The sequence below is a fragment of the Flavobacterium sp. LM5 genome (genome assembly GCF_002017945.1).
In the GTDB taxonomy this organism is placed as follows: Bacteria; Bacteroidota; Bacteroidia; order Flavobacteriales; family Flavobacteriaceae; genus Flavobacterium; species Flavobacterium succinicans.
The window spans coordinates 1276702-1295286 of sequence record NZ_MUFX01000001.1 but is presented as its reverse complement, the minus strand read 5'-3'; the positions used below and the strand labels follow the sequence as shown (position 1 = coordinate 1295286).

17 protein-coding genes are annotated in these 18585 nt (G+C 38.3%); 10 read left to right on the top strand and 7 right to left on the bottom strand.

Annotated elements, in window-relative coordinates; translation table 11 throughout:
- Positions 1 to 13 precede the first annotated feature (13 nt).
- From BXU11_RS05440 to BXU11_RS05415, 6 genes are all read left to right on the top strand, one after another.
- Complete coding sequence (locus BXU11_RS05440; protein ID WP_139363447.1) at positions 14 to 448, top strand: LamG domain-containing protein; 435 nt, start codon at positions 14 to 16, stop codon at positions 446 to 448.
- Between the two features lie 64 nt (positions 449 to 512).
- On the top strand, positions 513 to 1904 hold the full coding sequence (locus BXU11_RS05435) for a glucoamylase family protein (protein ID WP_078211281.1): 1392 nt from the start codon (positions 513 to 515) through the stop codon (positions 1902 to 1904).
- Positions 1905 to 2032: 128 nt separating this feature from the next.
- Positions 2033 to 4339: a beta-glucosidase BglX gene (gene bglX / locus BXU11_RS05430; protein WP_078212093.1), complete on the top strand. Its 2307-nt coding sequence runs from the start codon at positions 2033 to 2035 to the stop codon at positions 4337 to 4339.
- Between the two features lie 233 nt (positions 4340 to 4572).
- Positions 4573 to 6342 (top strand): discoidin domain-containing protein, encoded by a 1770-nt coding sequence (locus tag BXU11_RS05425; RefSeq protein ID WP_189318506.1) that lies wholly within the window; start codon positions 4573 to 4575, stop codon positions 6340 to 6342.
- A gap of 441 nt (positions 6343 to 6783) precedes the next feature.
- Complete coding sequence (locus BXU11_RS05420) at positions 6784 to 7026, top strand: addiction module protein (RefSeq protein ID WP_024982426.1); 243 nt, start codon at positions 6784 to 6786, stop codon at positions 7024 to 7026.
- Positions 7023 to 7322: a type II toxin-antitoxin system RelE/ParE family toxin gene (locus BXU11_RS05415; RefSeq protein WP_223253673.1), complete on the top strand. Its 300-nt coding sequence runs from the start codon at positions 7023 to 7025 to the stop codon at positions 7320 to 7322. Before BXU11_RS05420 ends, BXU11_RS05415 begins: the two co-directional genes overlap by 4 nt.
- 123 nt (positions 7323 to 7445) lie before the next feature.
- Here the strand turns inward: BXU11_RS05415 and cobC are convergent, their stop codons facing one another.
- The 5 genes from cobC to cobU form a co-directional block, all read right to left on the bottom strand.
- Positions 7446 to 7988, bottom strand: coding sequence for an alpha-ribazole phosphatase (gene cobC, locus BXU11_RS05410; protein WP_078211280.1), 543 nt, complete (start codon positions 7986 to 7988; stop codon positions 7446 to 7448).
- Complete coding sequence (locus BXU11_RS05405; RefSeq protein WP_078211279.1) at positions 7973 to 8773, bottom strand: adenosylcobinamide-GDP ribazoletransferase; 801 nt, start codon at positions 8771 to 8773, stop codon at positions 7973 to 7975. Before BXU11_RS05405 ends, cobC begins: the two co-directional genes overlap by 16 nt.
- Complete coding sequence (tnpA, locus tag BXU11_RS05400) at positions 8770 to 9210, bottom strand: IS200/IS605 family transposase (RefSeq protein WP_078211278.1); 441 nt, start codon at positions 9208 to 9210, stop codon at positions 8770 to 8772. Before tnpA ends, BXU11_RS05405 begins: the two co-directional genes overlap by 4 nt.
- A gap of 994 nt (positions 9211 to 10204) precedes the next feature.
- Entirely contained in the window at positions 10205 to 11884 is a 1680-nt protein-coding gene (gene cobT / locus BXU11_RS05395) for a nicotinate-nucleotide--dimethylbenzimidazole phosphoribosyltransferase (protein ID WP_078212087.1), read from the bottom strand.
- 318 nt (positions 11885 to 12202) lie between these two features.
- A complete protein-coding gene (gene cobU / locus BXU11_RS05390) occupies positions 12203 to 12718 on the bottom strand; it encodes a bifunctional adenosylcobinamide kinase/adenosylcobinamide-phosphate guanylyltransferase (protein ID WP_078211277.1) in 516 nt (171 codons plus the stop codon).
- A gap of 119 nt (positions 12719 to 12837) precedes the next feature.
- Between cobU and BXU11_RS05385 the strand changes: the two genes are divergently transcribed.
- Genes BXU11_RS05385 through BXU11_RS05375 form a run of 3 tightly spaced genes read left to right on the top strand, consistent with a single transcriptional unit; the run spans position 12838 to position 15798 of the window.
- Entirely contained in the window at positions 12838 to 13980 is a 1143-nt protein-coding gene (locus BXU11_RS05385) for an ABC transporter substrate-binding protein (RefSeq protein WP_078211276.1), read from the top strand.
- 1 nt (position 13981) lies between these two features.
- Complete coding sequence (locus BXU11_RS05380; RefSeq protein ID WP_078212085.1) at positions 13982 to 15013, top strand: iron ABC transporter permease; 1032 nt, start codon at positions 13982 to 13984, stop codon at positions 15011 to 15013.
- Positions 15013 to 15798, top strand: coding sequence for an ABC transporter ATP-binding protein (locus tag BXU11_RS05375; RefSeq protein WP_078211275.1), 786 nt, complete (start codon positions 15013 to 15015; stop codon positions 15796 to 15798). Before BXU11_RS05380 ends, BXU11_RS05375 begins: the two co-directional genes overlap by 1 nt.
- Before the next feature lie 667 nt (positions 15799 to 16465).
- Here BXU11_RS05375 and BXU11_RS05370 read toward each other — a convergent pair.
- The gene (locus BXU11_RS05370) at positions 16466 to 16930 is read right to left on the bottom strand and encodes a tRNA (cytidine(34)-2'-O)-methyltransferase (protein ID WP_078211274.1); all 465 of its coding nucleotides are present in this window, start codon (positions 16928 to 16930) and stop codon (positions 16466 to 16468) included.
- Between the two features lie 79 nt (positions 16931 to 17009).
- Positions 17010 to 17585: a pseudouridine synthase gene (locus tag BXU11_RS05365; protein ID WP_024982414.1), complete on the bottom strand. Its 576-nt coding sequence runs from the start codon at positions 17583 to 17585 to the stop codon at positions 17010 to 17012.
- A 226-nt stretch (positions 17586 to 17811) separates the two neighbouring features.
- Here BXU11_RS05365 and BXU11_RS05360 point away from each other — a divergent pair, with 226 nt between their 5' ends.
- Positions 17812 to 18459: a phage tail protein gene (locus tag BXU11_RS05360; RefSeq protein WP_223253672.1), complete on the top strand. Its 648-nt coding sequence runs from the start codon at positions 17812 to 17814 to the stop codon at positions 18457 to 18459.
- Positions 18460 to 18585: the final 126 nt, after the last annotated feature.

Below are 18585 nucleotides of genomic sequence, written 5' to 3'. Positions count from 1 at the left end.
CTTCCCAAATAGATTGAGACTAAAACTCGACATTCAAAATGGAAGAGCTGGTGTAGTATGGAGAGGACAAAGTATTATCATGAATATTGATGATAGTTTAAACAAATGGATTCATGTAGTGCTTTCATATAACGCAACAACAAGCACTATTTCTGGTTACCTAAATGGTGCTGTCGTTTTAGCTAAACTATGTTATGCCAACAATCCTGGTGGTCCTGACAATCCGAACAATGCCCCAAAATATGGCAATTTCGAAATGGTAGGCACCAATGGAAAGGTAGTATTTGGAACGCATCAATTTGAAACCACTCCACCTTTAAATAACGGTTCTGACCAACCTTGGGCAACAAGTTTTGCTGGCTTGATGGATGAATTTAGGATGTATGACTCGGCACTAACCGACAATGAAGTGTCTGCTTTATTCAAACTAGAAAAAGACAATCGATAATAAGGATTTAGTACCCATCAGAATACTTCTCTCTGATGGGTATCAAATCATAAAATAAATGAAGATGAAAAAATACTGGTATATATTATTAATAGCTGTGACGGTCAGTGCTTGTACTAAATGCACCTCTGACAACAACAACAACAACAAAGGAGAAGGTAGCCCACTACCTACTCCACCAGAAGCCGTTTTGACCGACAATGAGTTACTCGATTTGGTTCAAAAAGACGCCATCAAATACTTCTGGGACTATGCCGATCCGATCTCAAAATTGGCAAGAGAACGCTATATTACGGACGACCCAAATTTCGATGCTAACATTATTACAACAGGTGGCTCTGGTTTTGGGTTAATGACGCTAATTGTTGGAATAGACCGTGGTTTTTTACCAAGAGGTGAAGCTGTTGCAAGACTAACTACTTCCTTAAACTTTTTGGAAAAAGCCGATCGTTTTCATGGAGCTTGGCCCCATTGGATGAATAATAAAGATGGTAAAGTGATTCCTTTTGGCACCAAAGACAACGGAGGAGATCTAGTAGAAACTTCTTTTGTATGCCAGGCTTTAATCACCATTAGAGAATATTTCAAAAACGGAAACGCTACCGAAAAAGCCTTAGCTCAAAAAGCTGACGAGCTTTGGAAAGGTGTAGAATGGGATTGGTATACCAAAGGTGAAAACGCCTTGTATTGGCACTGGTCACCTAACTACGGTTGGGACATGAATTTTAAATTGGAAGGATACAACGAATGTTTCATCACCTATATCATGGCTGCTGCCTCTCCAACGCATACTATTCCCAACAAAGCCTATACCGAAGGTTGGGCTCGAAATGGCGGTATCAAACACGGTGGTTCGCAATACGGCTTACCTGTCGTGTTGAGCTATAACGGTTCAGCGGGTCATGTGGGCCCAATGTTTTGGTCGCATTATTCCTATTTAGGATTAGATCCAAACCAATTGAAAGACCAATATGCCGACTATGGCACTTTGACGCAAAATCACGCCAAAATCATGGTGAAATACAGTCAAGACAATCCTAAAAACTTTAAAGATTACTCTGACAAATGTTGGGGATTAACAGCAAGTTACACCCGTAATCCTGATGGCACCACAGGCTACACCGCCCATGAACCCAAAAACGATAACGGAGTAATTACACCAACGGCTGCCTTGTCTTCGTTCCCGTTTACTCCCGTAGAATCTATGAAATTTTTACGCTATGTATACGATGAAAATAAAGCAAAATATGTCGGAATCGCTGGTCCTTACGATGCCTTTTCACCGCATTACAATTGGGTAACGCCTCGCTATTTGGCCATCGACCAAGGAACCATCGCTCCTATGATCGAAAATTATAGATCTGGATTGTTATGGAAACTATTTATGAACGCCCCCGAAGTAAAAGCCGGCTTGACTAAATTAGGATTTGAATCCCCAAAATACGGAATTCGATAAGCCGTATTTCGGTTAAATGAATTATCAATTGTACCAGAATTGAGCCTTAACAAGCCTAATTCTGGTACAAATTTTACCCTTCTTTTGAGATTTCAAAAGAACATAGAATCAATTAAAAAAAGACAATGATGATGAACACGACAAGATTACTAGTACTACTATTAAGTGTTTCCTGTATTGGCTACAGCCAAAAAAAGGGAGCAAAAAACACTGCCAAAATCAAACCAAAAGCCGAATTTGTAGCCGATTTAATTTCCCAAATGACGTTGGATGAAAAAATTGGTCAGCTAAACCTTCCGACTTCAGGAGACATTACCACAGGAGCTTCTAGTAGTACGAATGTGGGTAAAAATATTGAAGAGGGTAAAGTAGGTGGTTTATTCAACATCAAATCGGCTAAAAAAATTAGAGAAGTTCAAAAAATAGCCGTTGAAAAAAGCCGTCTTAAAATTCCGTTGTTATTCGGGATGGACGTGATTCACGGATATGAATCCACTTTCCCAATTCCATTAGGATTATCAAGCACTTGGGACATGGAATTGATCAAAAGAAGTGCACAAATCGCTGCTCAAGAAGCCAGCGCCGATGGTATCAACTGGACGTTCTCGCCTATGGTGGATGTTTCGAGAGATGCTAGATGGGGAAGAGTTTCTGAAGGTTCAGGAGAAGACCCCTATTTGGGTTCACTAATCGCTGAGGCCATGGTTAAAGGGTATCAAGGCGATGATTTGACCAAAAACAATACGATCTTGGCCTGTGTAAAACACTTTGCCTTGTATGGCGCTCCAGAAGCAGGACGAGATTACAACACAGTTGACATGAGTAAAATCAGAATGTACAACGAATATTTCGCCCCTTACAAAGCAGCTATCGACGCAGGTGTAGGATCAGTAATGGCCTCATTTAACGAAGTAGACGGTGTTCCAGCTACTGGAAACAAATGGTTAATGACCGATGTATTGAGAAAACAATGGGGTTTCAAAGGATTTGTAGTAACGGATTTTACAGGAATTCCTGAAATGATCGATCACGGTATGGGCGATTTACAAACCGTTTCGGCTTTGGCCTTGAATGCAGGAGTTGAAATGGACATGGTAGGAGAAGGTTTCTTGAAAACCCTAAAAAAATCTGTGGATGAAAAAAAGGTAACCATCGCACAAATCGACAATGCCGTTCGATTGATGTTGGAAGCCAAATACGACCTTGGGTTATTCCACGACCCATACAAATATTGCGATGAAAAACGTGCTAAAAACGAAATTTTCACTACAGCAAATCGTAATGAAGCCAGAACTACAGCAGCACAGTCTTTAGTATTGTTAAAAAACCAAGGACAACTATTGCCTTTGAAAAAATCAAGTACGATTGCTTTAATTGGACCTTTGGCAGATGCTAAAGAAAACATGTCAGGAACTTGGAGTGTGGCTACACGCTTTGAAAAATCCATTTCATTACTTTCAGGTATGCAAACCGTGGCAGGAAAAAACGCCAATATCTTGTACGCTAAAGGAAGTAACTTAGAATACGACGCTGCTTTGGAAGAAAAAGCGACCATGTTTGGAAAAACATTACACAGAGACCACCGTACCGATAAAGAATTATTAGACGAAGCATTAAAAATTGCCAACCAATCAGATGTGATTGTGGCGGCGCTTGGAGAATCTGCAGAGTACAGCGGAGAATCAAGTAGCCGTACGAATCTTGAAATTCCTCAAGTACAAAAGGATTTATTGGCTGCTTTATTAAAAACAGGAAAACCAGTAGTTTTGGTGCTTTTCAACGGAAGACCTTTGGTTTTGGTAGATGAAAATGAAAAAGTACCTGCTATTTTGAATGCTTGGTTTGCGGGTAGTGAAGCAGGATTAGCGATCGCTGATGTGTTGTTTGGCGACGTGAATCCTTCTGGAAAATTAACCGCTACTTTCCCAAGAAGTATCGGGCAAGTGCCCATTTATTATAACGCAAAAAATACGGGTCGCCCATTGATGAACAAAGAAGGTAAATTTGAAAAATTCCGTTCAAATTATATTGACGAGCGTAACGAGCCTTTATTTGCTTTTGGTTACGGATTGAGCTATACGACTTTCAACTATAGTAATTTGGCTATTTCTTCTAATAAAATGAAAGCCAATGAAACTGTGAAAGTTTCGGTTGATGTAACCAACACCGGAAATTACGATGGTAAAGAAGTGGTTCAGTTATACATCAGAGATATGGTAGGAAGTGTAACCAGACCGGTTAGAGAATTGAAAGATTTCAAAAAAATCAGTTTGAAAAAAGGAGAAAAACAAACCGTTACGTTTGAAATTTCAATTGAAAAATTAAAATTCTATAACTCTGATTTGGATTTTGTAGCCGAACCTGGACTTTTCGAAGTTTTTGTAGGCACCGATTCCAATGCCGAAAACAAAGTAAGTTTCGAGTTAGTAGACTAAACTAAAAACACCCTTCGATACTTATTTCGGAGGGTGTTTTTTTTACAAGCATTGGGATGATAATAAAAAAGCTCTTTGTGACTCTTTAACCCCGATAGTAGCGGCATCCTTTGTTTTTTTTTCAAAAAAAACAAAGATATAGCGGATAGCGGGTCCCATGTTTCCTGATAGGCCTTTTGTTTTTGTTCCTAAAAAACTAACACTGTCTTAACCCTTCAAATAATTTGACTACAATGATTTTATCTATAAAAAAATTAGCTGTTGCTCTTTTGCTGACCCTCTTTTTTGGTTCGGTTCAAGCGCAACAAAAAACGTATTGCAACCCCATAAATATTGATTATGGCTACTGCCCTATTCCTAACTTTGTTACCCAAGGCAAACACCGCGCTACGGCCGATCCGGTGATTACTTTTTTCAAAGGCAATTATTATTTGTTTGCCACCAATCAATGGGGCTACTGGCACAGTACAAACATGCTGGATTGGAAGTTTGTGTCGCGTAAATTTTTACGTCCAGAACACAAAGTGTATGACGAACTTTGTGCGCCTTCGCTTTCGTTTGTGAACGATACGCTACTCGTGGTGGGTTCTACGCATGGGAAAGAATTCCCGATTTGGATGAGTAAAAACCCCACCAAAGACGACTGGAAAGAATTGGTGCACAAATCAGAAGCCGGCGCTTGGGATCCACAAATTTTTTGGGATAAAGAGAAAGACGAAGTCTATGAATATTATGGTTCAAGCAATGTCTATCCGTTGTATGGCGTGAAATTGAATCGTAAAACCTTTCAACCCGAAGGCGAAGTGATACCGCTTATCGCTCTCAACGACCACGAGCACGGCTGGGAACGTTTTGGCGAAAACAACGACAATACCTTCATGCAACCGTTTATGGAAGGTGCGTTTATGACCAAACACAAAGGCACGTATTACTTGCAATACGGAGGGCCTGGTACCGAATTTAGCGGTTATGGCGACGGCGTGTACACTAGTAAAAATCCATTAGGGCCTTTTGAATACCAATCACACAACCCGTTTTCATACAAACCGGGTGGGTATGCTCGTGGCGCGGGACATGGTGCCACGTTTGAAGACGCGAACGATGCGTTTTGGCACGTTTCGACCATTGTGGTGGGTACCAAAAATAACTTCGAACGTCGATTAGGGATTTGGCCCGCGGGTATCGACAAGGATGGGATTTTGTATTCTAACACTGCTTATGGCGACTATCCTACCTTCTTGCCTGCCCAACAAAAAAGCCATGGCCAAGAAAGTTTTTCGGGTTGGATGTTGCTGAATTACAACAAACCAGTAAGTGTTTCCTCAACTTTGGGTGGCTTTCAAGCCAACAATGCGGTTAATGAAGACATCAAAACCTATTGGTCGGCCAAAACCGGTGGCAAAGGCGAATGGATAATTTCGGATTTAGGTGAAGTAAGTACCATCAACGCCGTGCAAATCAATTTTGCCGATCAAGACGCCACGCTAATGGGCAAACCCGAAACGACTTCGGGACATAAATACATCCTTTCGGTTTCTGACAATCAAAAAAACTGGAAAGTGATTGCTGATAAAAGTAAAAGTACCAAAGACGTGCCGCACGAGTACCTAGAATTCGAAAAACCAATCAAAGGCCGCTATTTGAAAATAGAAAACATAGCCATGCCAGACGGTAAATTTGCCATCAGTGGCTTCAGAGCTTTTGGAAAAGGGAACGGAAAAGCCCCTGCAATGGTCAAAAACTTCGCGCCACTGCGTTCCGGACCCAAAGTAAAAGGCGAACGCCGCAACGTGTGGTTCAAATGGGAACAAGAACCCCAAGCGGATGGTTATGTGATTTACTTCGGAAAATCGCCTGATAAATTATACGGATCTGTCATGGTGTACGGCAAAAACGAATACTATTTGAATGCCTTAGACCGCTCCGATGCGTATTATTTCCAAATCGAAGCCTTTAACAATAATGGTATCGGACCCAAAACTCCTGTGGCAAAAGTGGAGTAGTACATTTTGAAATAAAGAGGTGACTAAAAGTGAAAGGTCGAAAAAATATTTGTTTTTTCGACCTTTTGATTTATGCTTGGATTTTCAAATTCGATGACTAAATGAACCTTGTTTTTTCATTAGAATCAAAAAAAAAAAACAACTGAAAAGGAGCAAATTTACATCTATACTTTTCAACTGAAAGCACATTTTTAAAGGAATAATTTTTTAGGTCTTGAAGTAATGACGTTATAAACTAGATTTTTTTTAGGATGCCAGTTTTGTTTTTGCTAATTTTGATTATCTACGGAAGTACCACACAGCGTTTTTTTTGATGCACTACCGCTGTGATAACAAACATTCCGACTTTAGTTCACACTATTTTCAGAAGAAAAAATGTTTTGAAACCTTATGCATGGACTCTCTAAATAAATAGAACAACAATTCAATAAATATAATCGTATGGAGGCTATCAGACAATTTATAGACGTAAAAGATAATGCCATTCAGGTTTCTCTACCCGAAGGATTTACGGCGCGTAGAGTAGAGGTAATCATCTTACCCTCTGAGGTTGCTGTAGAGGATGAATTGCCACAATGGCAAAAAGAGATACTCGATGCTCGACTAGACGATTATTACAAAAACCCCACAGATGTCATGGATTTTGACAAAATGATAGAGGCTATTGAAAAACGGCTGCTATGATTTATTCTATCAAGAACCGTCCGCTTGTAGAGGCTGACATCATTAATGCCATTGAATATTATAAAGAAATCAGTCCCAAACTGGCACAACACTTTTTGTTACGAGTTAAAGAGGCTAAACAACATATCGCACAGACTCCTTTTGGATTTCAAATAAAATACAATAACGTAAGGACTATTTTACTCCAACAATTTCCGTATCACATCCATTATATGATTGATGATAACCAAAAACAAATTGTAATCTTAGCAATTATTCATTCGCACAAAGAACCTAAGGATTATTCCAATAGATAAAAAAACAAGACAATGTAGGCTGGTTTTATAGCTACAATTTTAATTGTAGAGAGTATTCGATCATCTAACTACAAATGAAATTCATCACACAGTTAAATAGTCAAGCCCTCACGCAAAGCCTGCTCAACCAGTAAAATCTACTTTCACCACCACTCCATAATCTAAGGGTGTAGCAAATGCCTCCTGTAAACGAATCTTATTTATTCTACACAAAACACTTCGAATCACTCCAGAATGCGTGACTAAAATCAGCGGTATTTCATTGGGTTTCTCTAATTCTTCCTCCAAAAATTCCCAAACCCGTTGGTCCAAATCAATAAACGATTCGCCATTGGGCACCGCAACATTTACAAAATCATTCATCCAAGGGTCCAAAACTGTTCTCGGAATGGCGTTCCAAGCCTGCAATTCCCAATCACCAAAATGCATTTCTTTCAGTCGAGGTTCTTGGGCAACTATAGGAATTCCTTTTATTTGCTGAATATGCTGCGCCAAAATCGAACAGCGTTGTAGCGGACTGGTATACAAAATACCTTGCTCTGGCAATTGCTCCAAAATCTCTTGAAATACAGCTTCATAAGGTGCTCGAATGCCAACATCGCTTTGCCCATAACAAATGCCTTTTTCACAAACCGTTTCGGTGTGGCGCACTAAATAAATTTCCATATCGCTAGTAAGCTTAAGTAAAAAATAACTTCACACACTTGTTGTGTTGCTCCCAAACAATCGCCCGTGTAGCCGTCAATCCATTTCTGGAAATAACGAGCCAAAAAATAACGAGCCAAAAAAACAGGCAACACTACCAACCCAATAATCAGGTGACTCGACATCAAAAACAACAGAGGTAATAGCCCGAAAAACAAGGCGCCTAGCACTTCTTTCCAAGAATATTGCTGTGCAATGGGTTTGCTTTTACTCGTAGCATCCTCCCTAGAATATTCGTGGGTAAACACAATCGAAATCGCCGCCAATCGACTCAAAGAATGCCCTGTTATGAAAACAAAGAAAAGTATGAAGTGTGAAGTGTAATTAGTGAATAGTGAATCACTTTTGGACAAAGTAACCAAACTCATATACTTCAACAAAAAAAGCAATACCAAACCAATCGCACCATAAGCGCCAATAGCGCTGTCTTTCATAATGGTCAAAATCTTAGTTTTGGTCCAACCGCCACCAAATCCGTCGCAGACATCGGCAAAACCATCCTCGTGAAAAGCGCCTGTAACCAACACACTCGCAATCATCGAAAGCACCATCCCAATCTCCGTATTCCACAACCAAGAAGCCGCGGCATACACTCCAAATGCGATAGCCCCCACAATCCAACCAATTAATGGAAAATAACGAGACGCTTTGTTCAAATAATCAGGATTATGGTCAATGTTCTTCGGACACGGAATTCGAGTGTAGAACATCAAAGCGGTAAAAAAGATGTGGAATTGTTTTTTCATTTATTATCAATCATTTTAAATCCATATTTTAAAATAAATTCATCATACTCTTCTTGAAATGTCTTCTTTTTATGATGTGTCTCTTGATTTTTAATATAATCTCTAACTTTATCGAGAACCGATTCTGACACGGAAACGGCAAAATATTCCTCCTGCCATTGAAATTTTTCTTTAGTCAATTCATTTTTGTTAATCCAAAAAGAGGATTCTCCTTTGATAAGCTGAATTACTTTTTGAATATTTTGGTCCACTCCTAAGGAAATCAAACAATGACAATGGTCAGAATATCCATTTATAAAATCAATAAAAATTCCTTTTTGAATGGCGTTCTCTCTGATATGATTCCAAACTTTTTGGCGTAATTCAATAGTATTTAAATATGGAATTCTGTTTTTTGTACTCCAAACACTATGAAGATAGACTTTTACAAATGGCATTCTTATATTTTTAGTTGTTTAAAATTCGGCTCAAGCCAATTTAGAGATTTTATTTTAATGAATGGGCTAAAGCCCATTTCTATTCAAATTTTGCAATAAAATAAACATTGTTTTATTATTTCATCTTTTTGAATCTCTTCAAAATTTATCTAAAACAATGTTTTTTATTATTCCTCAATTTGAATTGCCTACAGATTTATCTGGAGGAATAAAATTAGCATTTGCCTCAAACTGGCTTTAGCCAAAATTACAATAGGTTTTGGCTAAAGCCCAATACTAAACTCATTTTAATGAATGGGCTAAAGCCCATTCCTATTCAAATTTTGCAATAAAATAAACATTGTTTTATTATTTCATCTTTTTGAATCTCTTCCAAATTTATCTAAAACAATGTTTTTTATTATTCCTCAATTTGAATTGCCTACAGATTTATCTGGAGGAATAAAATTAGCATTTGCTTCAAATGGGCTATAGCCTATATTACAATAGTTTGGCTAAAGCCAAATGCTGAAATCATTTTAATGAATGGGCTAAAGCCCATTCCTATTCAAATTTTGCAATAAAAAAAACATTGTTTTTTATTATTTCATCTTTTTGAATTGCTTCCAAATTTATCTAAAACAATGTTTTTTTTATAATTCTCTCTTTTAATTGCCTCCAGATTTATCTGGAGGAATAAATAGCATTTGCCTCAAATGGGCTTTAGCCTAAATTACAATAGTAATTTAGGCTAAAGCCCAATGCTAAAATCATTTTAATGAATGGGCTAAAGCCCATTCCTATTCAAGTTTTACAATAAAAACAAAACAGGCTAAAGCCCATTCCTATTCAAATTTTGCAATAAAACAAACACAATTTTTGATTAATTCATCTTTTGATTTGCTTCCAAATTTATCTAAAACAATGATTTTCATTATTCTCTCTTTGAATTGCCTCCAGATTTATCTGGAGGAATAAAATTAGCATTTGCCTCAAATGGCTTTAGCCAAAACAATTATTCCTTTTTGTTATTCACCCCAGCCGATTCAAAACTAGCCATCTCGTTCAAAAAAGCCACTGCTGATTGCACCAAAGGGAAAGCCAAAGCACAACCCGTTCCTTCCCCCAAGCGCAATTGAAGGTGCAACAATGCTTTTGCTCCTAGATATTCCAAGAGTTGTTGGTGTCCTTTTTCAGCCGAAGCGTGGCAAAAAACAGCCTTACCCATAATAGCTGGGTTTTTCTTAAAAGCAATCAAAAAGGCTACTGTTGTAATGAATCCGTCGACTAAAATCAACATCTTATTTCGATGAGCTTCGAGCATTCCGCCAGCGATTTGCAGAATTTCGAAACCTCCAAAGTAGGCCAAAATCGAGTCTAAATCGGTAGTGCCTTTATAATTCGCAATTGCTGTTGCTAAAATTTGATGTTTATTTTGTAGCTTTTCAGCTGTAACTCCCGTTCCTTTTCCGATGCAATCTGCTAAGGGAATTTGGGTCAAAAAATGCATTACTACCGAAGCCGTTGCCGTATTCCCAATCCCCATTTCTCCAAAACCGATGCAATTACTACCCGATTGCGCGATTTGTGACACAACAGCAGCACCTTTCGAAAAACAAGTCTCAACTTCTAAAGGGCTCATAGCAGCGCAATGCAAAAACGACTGCGTGCCTTTGCCAATTTTGTTGTGAATCAACTTGGTGTTTGTTGGAAAATCATAATTCACTCCCGCATCTACAATCGACAATTCGATTTGGTTTTGTTTACAAAACACATTGATTGCTGCTCCACCTTCCAGAAAATTAGTCACCATTTGTCGGGTTACTTCTTGTGGATAGGCACTTACGCCGTGATTGGCAATACCGTGGTCGGCAGCAAAAACCACCAAATGCGGTTGTTTAATTTGGGGCGAAGTAGTTTGAAACACCATCCCTATTTGGTGAGCGAGTGCTTCTAAATCTCCCAAGGCTCCTGTTGGTTTCGTTTTGTTATCGATTTTGTGTTGCAATTGGTTAGATAAAATCGCGTTGGGTTTCGTTACTTTTTCTTCGATGGAGGAAATTATAGTTTCTTTTGATTGTACCGAATCAATCGCAGTGATAGCCGGAAATGGCTCTTTTTTCTTCCAACCTAATTGTTGCAACATCGGCTGATGTTCATAATTAGAGGCGGGTTTGCCAACGCAAAAATAGCCCAAAGGCTCTATGCTTTCGGGTAATCCTAAAATGGATTTGAATTCGTGATAGTTTAGAATCGACACCCATCCCATAGAATAGCCTTGTTCAGTTAAGGATAACCAAATGTTTTGTGCCGCACAAACCGCGCTAAACTTAATCGCTTCATTGCTCCCCACGGTTCCGATGGTAAAGCTATTCAGCACCGAACGGTCGTAAGCAATGACCAATCCCACAGGAGCTTCTTCGATGGCTTCGAGTTTTAGGGCTTGGTATTGTTGCTTTTGTTGCTCGTTATTGGTGGCATTAGCAGCTTTTTTATCATAGTCTTCAAACAAAAGTTTGATGGCTTTTTTGACTTCGGAGGAACGTATAACGTAATATCGTGTGGCATCGGTAAGTCCAACAGAAGGTGCATAATGCCCAGCTTGTAACGCTTTTTGCAAGACGTCTTCTGGCACTTCGTCGGTGGTGAAGTGGCGGGTATCGCGACGGGATTGTATGATTTCTTGTAGTGTCATAGTCTTTTTTTGCGTTAGGGATGGTAGTGGCATCCTTTACTGCCGGGGTTCGGCAGTAAAGATATAACGTACAGCCCGGCCCTTGTGGAAACGCCCAAATCTACTTTATTATAGGCTCTAACTCAAATAGTATTGGGTACAAATTTCGACACGAATTGACACGAAAACTATTCAATTTAAAAATATAATTACACAAATATTTTTGGCGTCAATACATTTGTATATTTAAAATGGTATCTTTTTGGTGTCAATTAGTGTAATTCGTGTTTACTTTAATTATCAATTACAAAACCCAAACAATTGGAGTAGCATCTTATTTTAAACTTCGCCTTTGATTACCATTGGGATTCCCGCTACCATAAAAACTACGGTATCGGCTTTTTGGGCGATGTATTGATTGGTCCAACCTTGCAACTCGGTGAATTTTCGACCGATGTGTGTATCTGCGTGCAAACCCATCCCGATTTCGTTCGAAACGATGATGATGGTGGTGTTGGGTTGCTGTACGAGGGCATCGATTTCTTTCTTGGCTTGTGCCAAACACAAATCGATGTCGTTGTTGTTATCTACAAAAAAATTGGTCAACCACAAGGTCACACAATCGATGACAGCCACACGGTTTTCGAAATTTATCTCGCTTAGGAATTTTTCTTTTTCGATGTTTTCCCAACGTTCGTCACGGTCTTTTTGGTGTCTGTCGATGCGGTTTTTAAAATCGGCATCCCATTGACGCGCTGTGGCAACATACATTGGGTTATCCGACTTTTCTTTGGCTAATTTTTCAGCAAAACCGCTCTTTCCAGAACGTTCTCCTCCAGTAATCAAGTACATCATTTGGGCTAATTTATGGTTTCATTAAAGAGCAAAGATAGTCTTTGTTGAATTTTTTAATGTTAAAAATAAACAAGAAATTTTAGTTTTTGCGTTACATTTGCTGCTATCAAAATTTGATTATGAAGACTAAAATTGTTCTTATTGCCTTAATAAGCTTGTTGCTCACTTTGAGTGCTTGCGAGAAAAAAGGTAACACTACCCCTCTTTCGGAAACCGCTGCCATCAATAGTATTCGTTATGCTTCTGGACTTTCGATACAGAAAAACGAAGGATTTTCGGTGGTAACGGTTCGCAATGCTTGGCCTGACGCGAAGCAGAACTTCACCTATATTTTGAAAGAAAAAAACGGTATCGTTCCAGATAGTTTACAAAAATACCCTACCATCGCTGTTCCTTTACAGAGCATAGTGGTGACTTCGACCACCAATATTCCGTTTTTGGAAATGTTGGGTGTGGAAAAAAAATTACTTGGTTTTCCGCATACCGATTATATTTCGTCTCCAAAAACACGTCAATTAATCGATGCGGGAAAAGTGAAAAACATTGGTCAAAATGAAAAACTAGACACCGAACAATTGATTGATTTAAGTCCTAATTTGATTGTGGCTTTTGGGATTGACAATTCCAATACCGCTATCACTAATCTGCAAAAAAGCGGTTTAAAAGTACTCATTCAAGCCGATTGGATGGAACAAACGCCACTAGGCAAAGCCGAATGGATTAAATTGTACGGCGCTTTGTTTGGCAAAGAAAAAGAAGCCGAAGTTTTATTTAATGACATTGTAAAAAGTTACAACGAAACCCTAGCCTTGATCGCTCAAAAAAAGACAAATTCAACGGTATTGTATGGTTCAATGTACCAAGATCAATGGTTTGTGGCCAAAGGCGACAGTTGGGTGGCACAGTTTTTAAAAGATGCCAAATCTAATTATTTGTGGAGCACTACCAAAGGAACTGGAAGTTTATCGTTGCCCTTTGAAAAGATTTTGGAAAAAGCACAAAAGGCTGATTATTGGATTGCCACGGGCTCCTTTAAAAACTTAGCGGAATTGCAAAATAGCAATCCGCATTACCAACAATTTTACGCTGTGAAAAACAAAAATGTCTATACTTTTGAAAATAAACACGGAGCCACCGGTGGTACTGTTTATTATGAATTGGCAGCAAGTCGACCCGATTTGGTATTGAAAGATTATATCAAAATTTTTCATCCCGAATTACTTCCGAATTATACGTTTACCTTTGCTGAAAAATTACAATAAATTGAGGTCTTCCTATAAACACAGTATTCTTTTTATCATCTTAAGTCTAGGATTGTTTGCGCTGTTTGTGGTCAACATTTGTTATGGCTCCATCGCTATTCCTGCAAAGGAAGTTTTGAAAAGTTTATTAGGCCAAACCGCTTCCAAAGACACTTGGGAATACATTATCTTGAATTATCGATTACCGAAAGCGATTACAGCTGTATTGGTTGGTATGGGCTTATCGATGAGCGGACTGTTGATGCAAACGTTGTTTAGAAATCCAATGGCTGGTCCTTATGTATTGGGATTGAGCTCTGGTGCGAGTTTGGGTGTGGCTTTTGTGATTCTAGGTGCTGGTTTTATGCCTTCCTTTTTAATTCCCTTGTTACTTTCAAATTACGGTATTGTTTTGGCTTCGACCATTGGAAGCAGTAGCGTTTTATTACTGGTACTAATTGTATCCCAACGGTTACGAGATACTATGGCGATACTCATTATTGGTCTAATGTTTGGCAGCTTAACCTCTGCCATTGTAGGGACACTCACCTATTTTAGTTCGGCAGAGCAATTGCAGAAATTCACCTTTTGGTCGTTGGGAAATTTAGGGAATTTATCTTGGGAATCGGTGTGGATTTTGAGTCTTTGCGTGGGAATTGGGCTGGTTCTGAGTGCCTTTAGCATCAAACCGCTCAATGCTTTGCTTTTGGGTGAAAACTATGCCAAGAGCATGGGGCTCAACTACAACAAAGCACGATTAATTATCATTTTTGCTACTAGTATACTAGCCGGAAGCATTACCGCTTTTGCTGGTCCGATTGCCTTTGTTGGATTGGCCGTTCCTCATATCGCCAAATTGACTTTCCAAACTAGTAATCATCGTGTGTTATTTTGGAGTACACTCCTTTTTGGAGCAGGCATTATGCTAGTTTGCGATATATTTACACAAGTCCCCGGCACCGAAGTGAGTCTACCCATTAATGCGGTGACTTCTATCTTAGGGGCTCCTGTGGTGATTTGGTTATTAGTTAGAAAACAAAAAATGATGGGCTAATGGAACACACTATCATCCTTCAAACTGAGTCAATAAGCATTGGTTATCAGAACAAAAAAGTAAGCACTCTTGTTGCTAAGGAGGTTTCCATTGCGCTTAAAAAAGGAAAACTAACGGCTTTGATTGGTGCGAATGGCATTGGAAAATCGACCCTTTTAAAAACCATTACTGGAATTCAAACGCCTATTGAGGGTGATGTTTTGTTGCACGGTAAAAATATAGCAATCTATAGCGCTTCCGATTTGTCACAAGAAATGAGTTTGGTATTGACCGAAAAATTACCTCCCAGTAATTTAACCGTATATGAATTAGTCGCGTTAGGACGTCAGCCTTACACCAATTGGATTGGCACCTTAACCGAAGAAGATAAAATTCAAGTTGAAAGAGCCTTGTCGCTTACTCAAATCAGTCATTTGGCCGATAAAAAACATTATCAAATTAGTGATGGGCAATTGCAAAAAGTACTCATTGCACGCGCCTTAGCTCAGGATACGCCTTTGATTATTTTGGATGAACCTACTACGCATTTGGATTTGCTACACAAAGTTTCGTTATTGAAATTACTTAAAAAACTTACCCACGAAACGGGTAAATGTATTCTTTTCTCTACTCACGATATCGATATGGCGATTCAATTGAGCGACGAAATGATTATTATGACGCCAGAAACCGTAGTGCAAGATGAACCTTGTAATTTGATTGCGAAAGGAAGTTTTAATACGCTTTTTAAAGATGAGCATATTGTTTTTGATGCTGAAAAAGGGAAGTTTGTGATTACGAACTAGCCCCCCTAACCCCAAAAGGATAATTAAAATCTGTGTCTAAAAAATTAACCGCTAAGTTCGCAAAGGGATTACGCAAGGGGCGCAAAGTCAACTAAAACATATAAGACATAACAGTTTTTTATGAATTGGAATGCTTTTTTTGAACCATATAAGGCAAATAAGGGCATATAAGTTTAGATTTGAAATCTATAACTGAAAAAATTCAAACACAAAGATTCACAAAGAAGACACGAAGCACACTAACAATTAAATTTGCTATAAATCCGTTTTATCCTTGTAATCCTTGGCAAAAAAGTTTAACCGCTAAGTTCGCAAAGGAATTACGCAAGGGGCGCAAAGTCAACTAAAACATATAAGTCAGAACAGTTTTTTGAATTGACTGTTTATTTTGAACCATATAAGGCAAACTAGACCATATAAGGTTAGTTTTGAATCCTGTAGCTAAAAATCAAACACAAAGATCACAAAGATGACAAAGCACACTAAACAATTAATAAATCCTTATAATCCGTGTATTCCGTGGTAAAAAATTAATCGCAAAGTAAACTAAATAACTTTGTGTTGCTTCGTGCCTACTTTTTGTTCCTTTGTGGTAAAAAATTAACCGCAAAAGGCACAAATAGTAACAGCTTATAAAAACTGAACACTAACAACTGTATACTGCCAACTATTTTTTGCCAACTAAAAGTTGTCTTCTTGCCTCACCAACAACAAAGGCAACTGAATTGGCAATATTAAAACTGCGAATTAGAGGCGACATAGGGATTTTTAATTGATTTTCTTTGGCGAACAAATCCAATACTTCTTGACTCAAACCCACACTTTCTTTACCAAAAACCAACCAATCTTCGTCTTGAAATTCGATATTCAAATAGGAATGCTCCGCGTGCGAACTCATTAAAAAAACTCTTGAAGTATCAGGTATTACTTTCATCCATTCGGCTACATTTTGGTATTCGGTCACATCCAAATGCACCCAATAATCCAGTCCAGAACGTTTGAGGTTTTTGTCATTAATCACAAAACCAAAAGGATGAATGAGATGCAGACGGCTTTCAGTGCCAACACATAAGCGGCCAATGTTACCAGTATTATTAGGGATTTCGGGTTCAACGAGTACAATGTTTAACATAATTGGGTTTTGAGTTTTGGAATTTGGGTTTTGGAATTTGGGTTTTGGAATTTGGGTTTTGGAATTTGGGTTTTGGAATTTAGGAAGTAGCTATTTCAAAACTCTTTACTTCACGTACTTCGCCTGCTTGTAAATTATTCAAATGTACACTTCCAATTCGAACGCGAACCAATCGCAAGGTGGGAAAACCTACAGCGGCAGTCATTTTGCGTACTTGACGAAATTTACCTTCACTAACTATAATCGAAGCCCACGAAGTGGGACCGTGACGTTCATCTCTAATTTTCTTGCCGCGTGGACCAAAATTAGGGATTTCATTCAAGATAAAAGCTTCGCAAGGCTTGGTTGTATATTTGGTTCCATTGAAACCAATTTCAACACCTTTTTTTATTTGCTCAATGGCTTCGGGAGTGATTAGCCCATCCACTTGCACATAATATTCTTTATCCACTTTTTTGCTTCTAATTTGCTCACTGACTTTTCCGTCTGTTGTCAACAATAGCAATCCCTCTGAATCTTCGTCTAAACGACCGATTGCCATGGTGCCTTCTGGAAAATCATAGAGTTCCCCCAACAAACGTTTTTTTCGTTTAAGTTCATAGATAAACTGACTAAGATAGCCGTAGGGTTTGTGAAGAAGGAAATGATGATGCATACTCTAGTATTGAACAACAAAGATACTTGGTTATCTTATTTTAAAAAAACTAGCCAATAAAAAGTCTTTTTTCATGCTTCTTTATCCCCATCTTATACCATTAAAAATCAATGCCATAACAAAAAATATTTTTTTTAACATATTTTAACTACCTTTATATAAGACAATTAAAAAATACCTCAATTTCTACATTTTTAAATAATTATAAACCTAAAATTATACTATTATGGACGAAATAATGGGAACTATTAAACTTTTTGCAGGAAATTTTGCGCCACGAGGATTTTATACTTGTGAAGGACAAATTTTATCAATAAGCCAAAACACAGCTTTATTTTCTATAATTGGAAATATTTATGGCGGAGATGGAAAAACTACATTTCGACTTCCTGATTTACGCGGTGCATTTCCAACACAATGTTCCAATTTTTCTGGTTCGCATCCAGGCGAAACATACTCATTAGGAGAAATTGGCGGTGCACCATCAGTAGTAGTTACTGCTAACAACATGCCTCCTCACTCTCACTCAATTATAAAAGGAGCTGGAACAAATTTTTCAGGTGGTGTAACAGTAAATACTGTTTTACAAGCGAGTACTGCAGATGGAGTATCTCCATCTGCATCACCAAATAATGCTTTGGGAACAGCAATAGATCTTGGAGGAGCTAGCCAACCCAGTCTCTATACTAATACTCAACCAACCATCCCTTTAGCAGGATGCAGTTCAACAGTAAACAACTCCTTGAGTTTTGATCCAACAGGATTAACTTTGACTCCTTGGGGAAATGGAGTTCAAGCTCTTCCAACGGTACCTCCTTTTGTGGCTATGCAATATATAATTTGCTACATAGGTATTTATCCTTCTAGACCATAATAAATTAAAAATGGACTATTATTCAATAGTCCATTTTTAATTTATTTGAAAATAACTAAGTAGCAAGAACTTTATATTGTCATAATTATTTAAAAGAGTTTTTGCTACGCCACGAATTAATCTGTG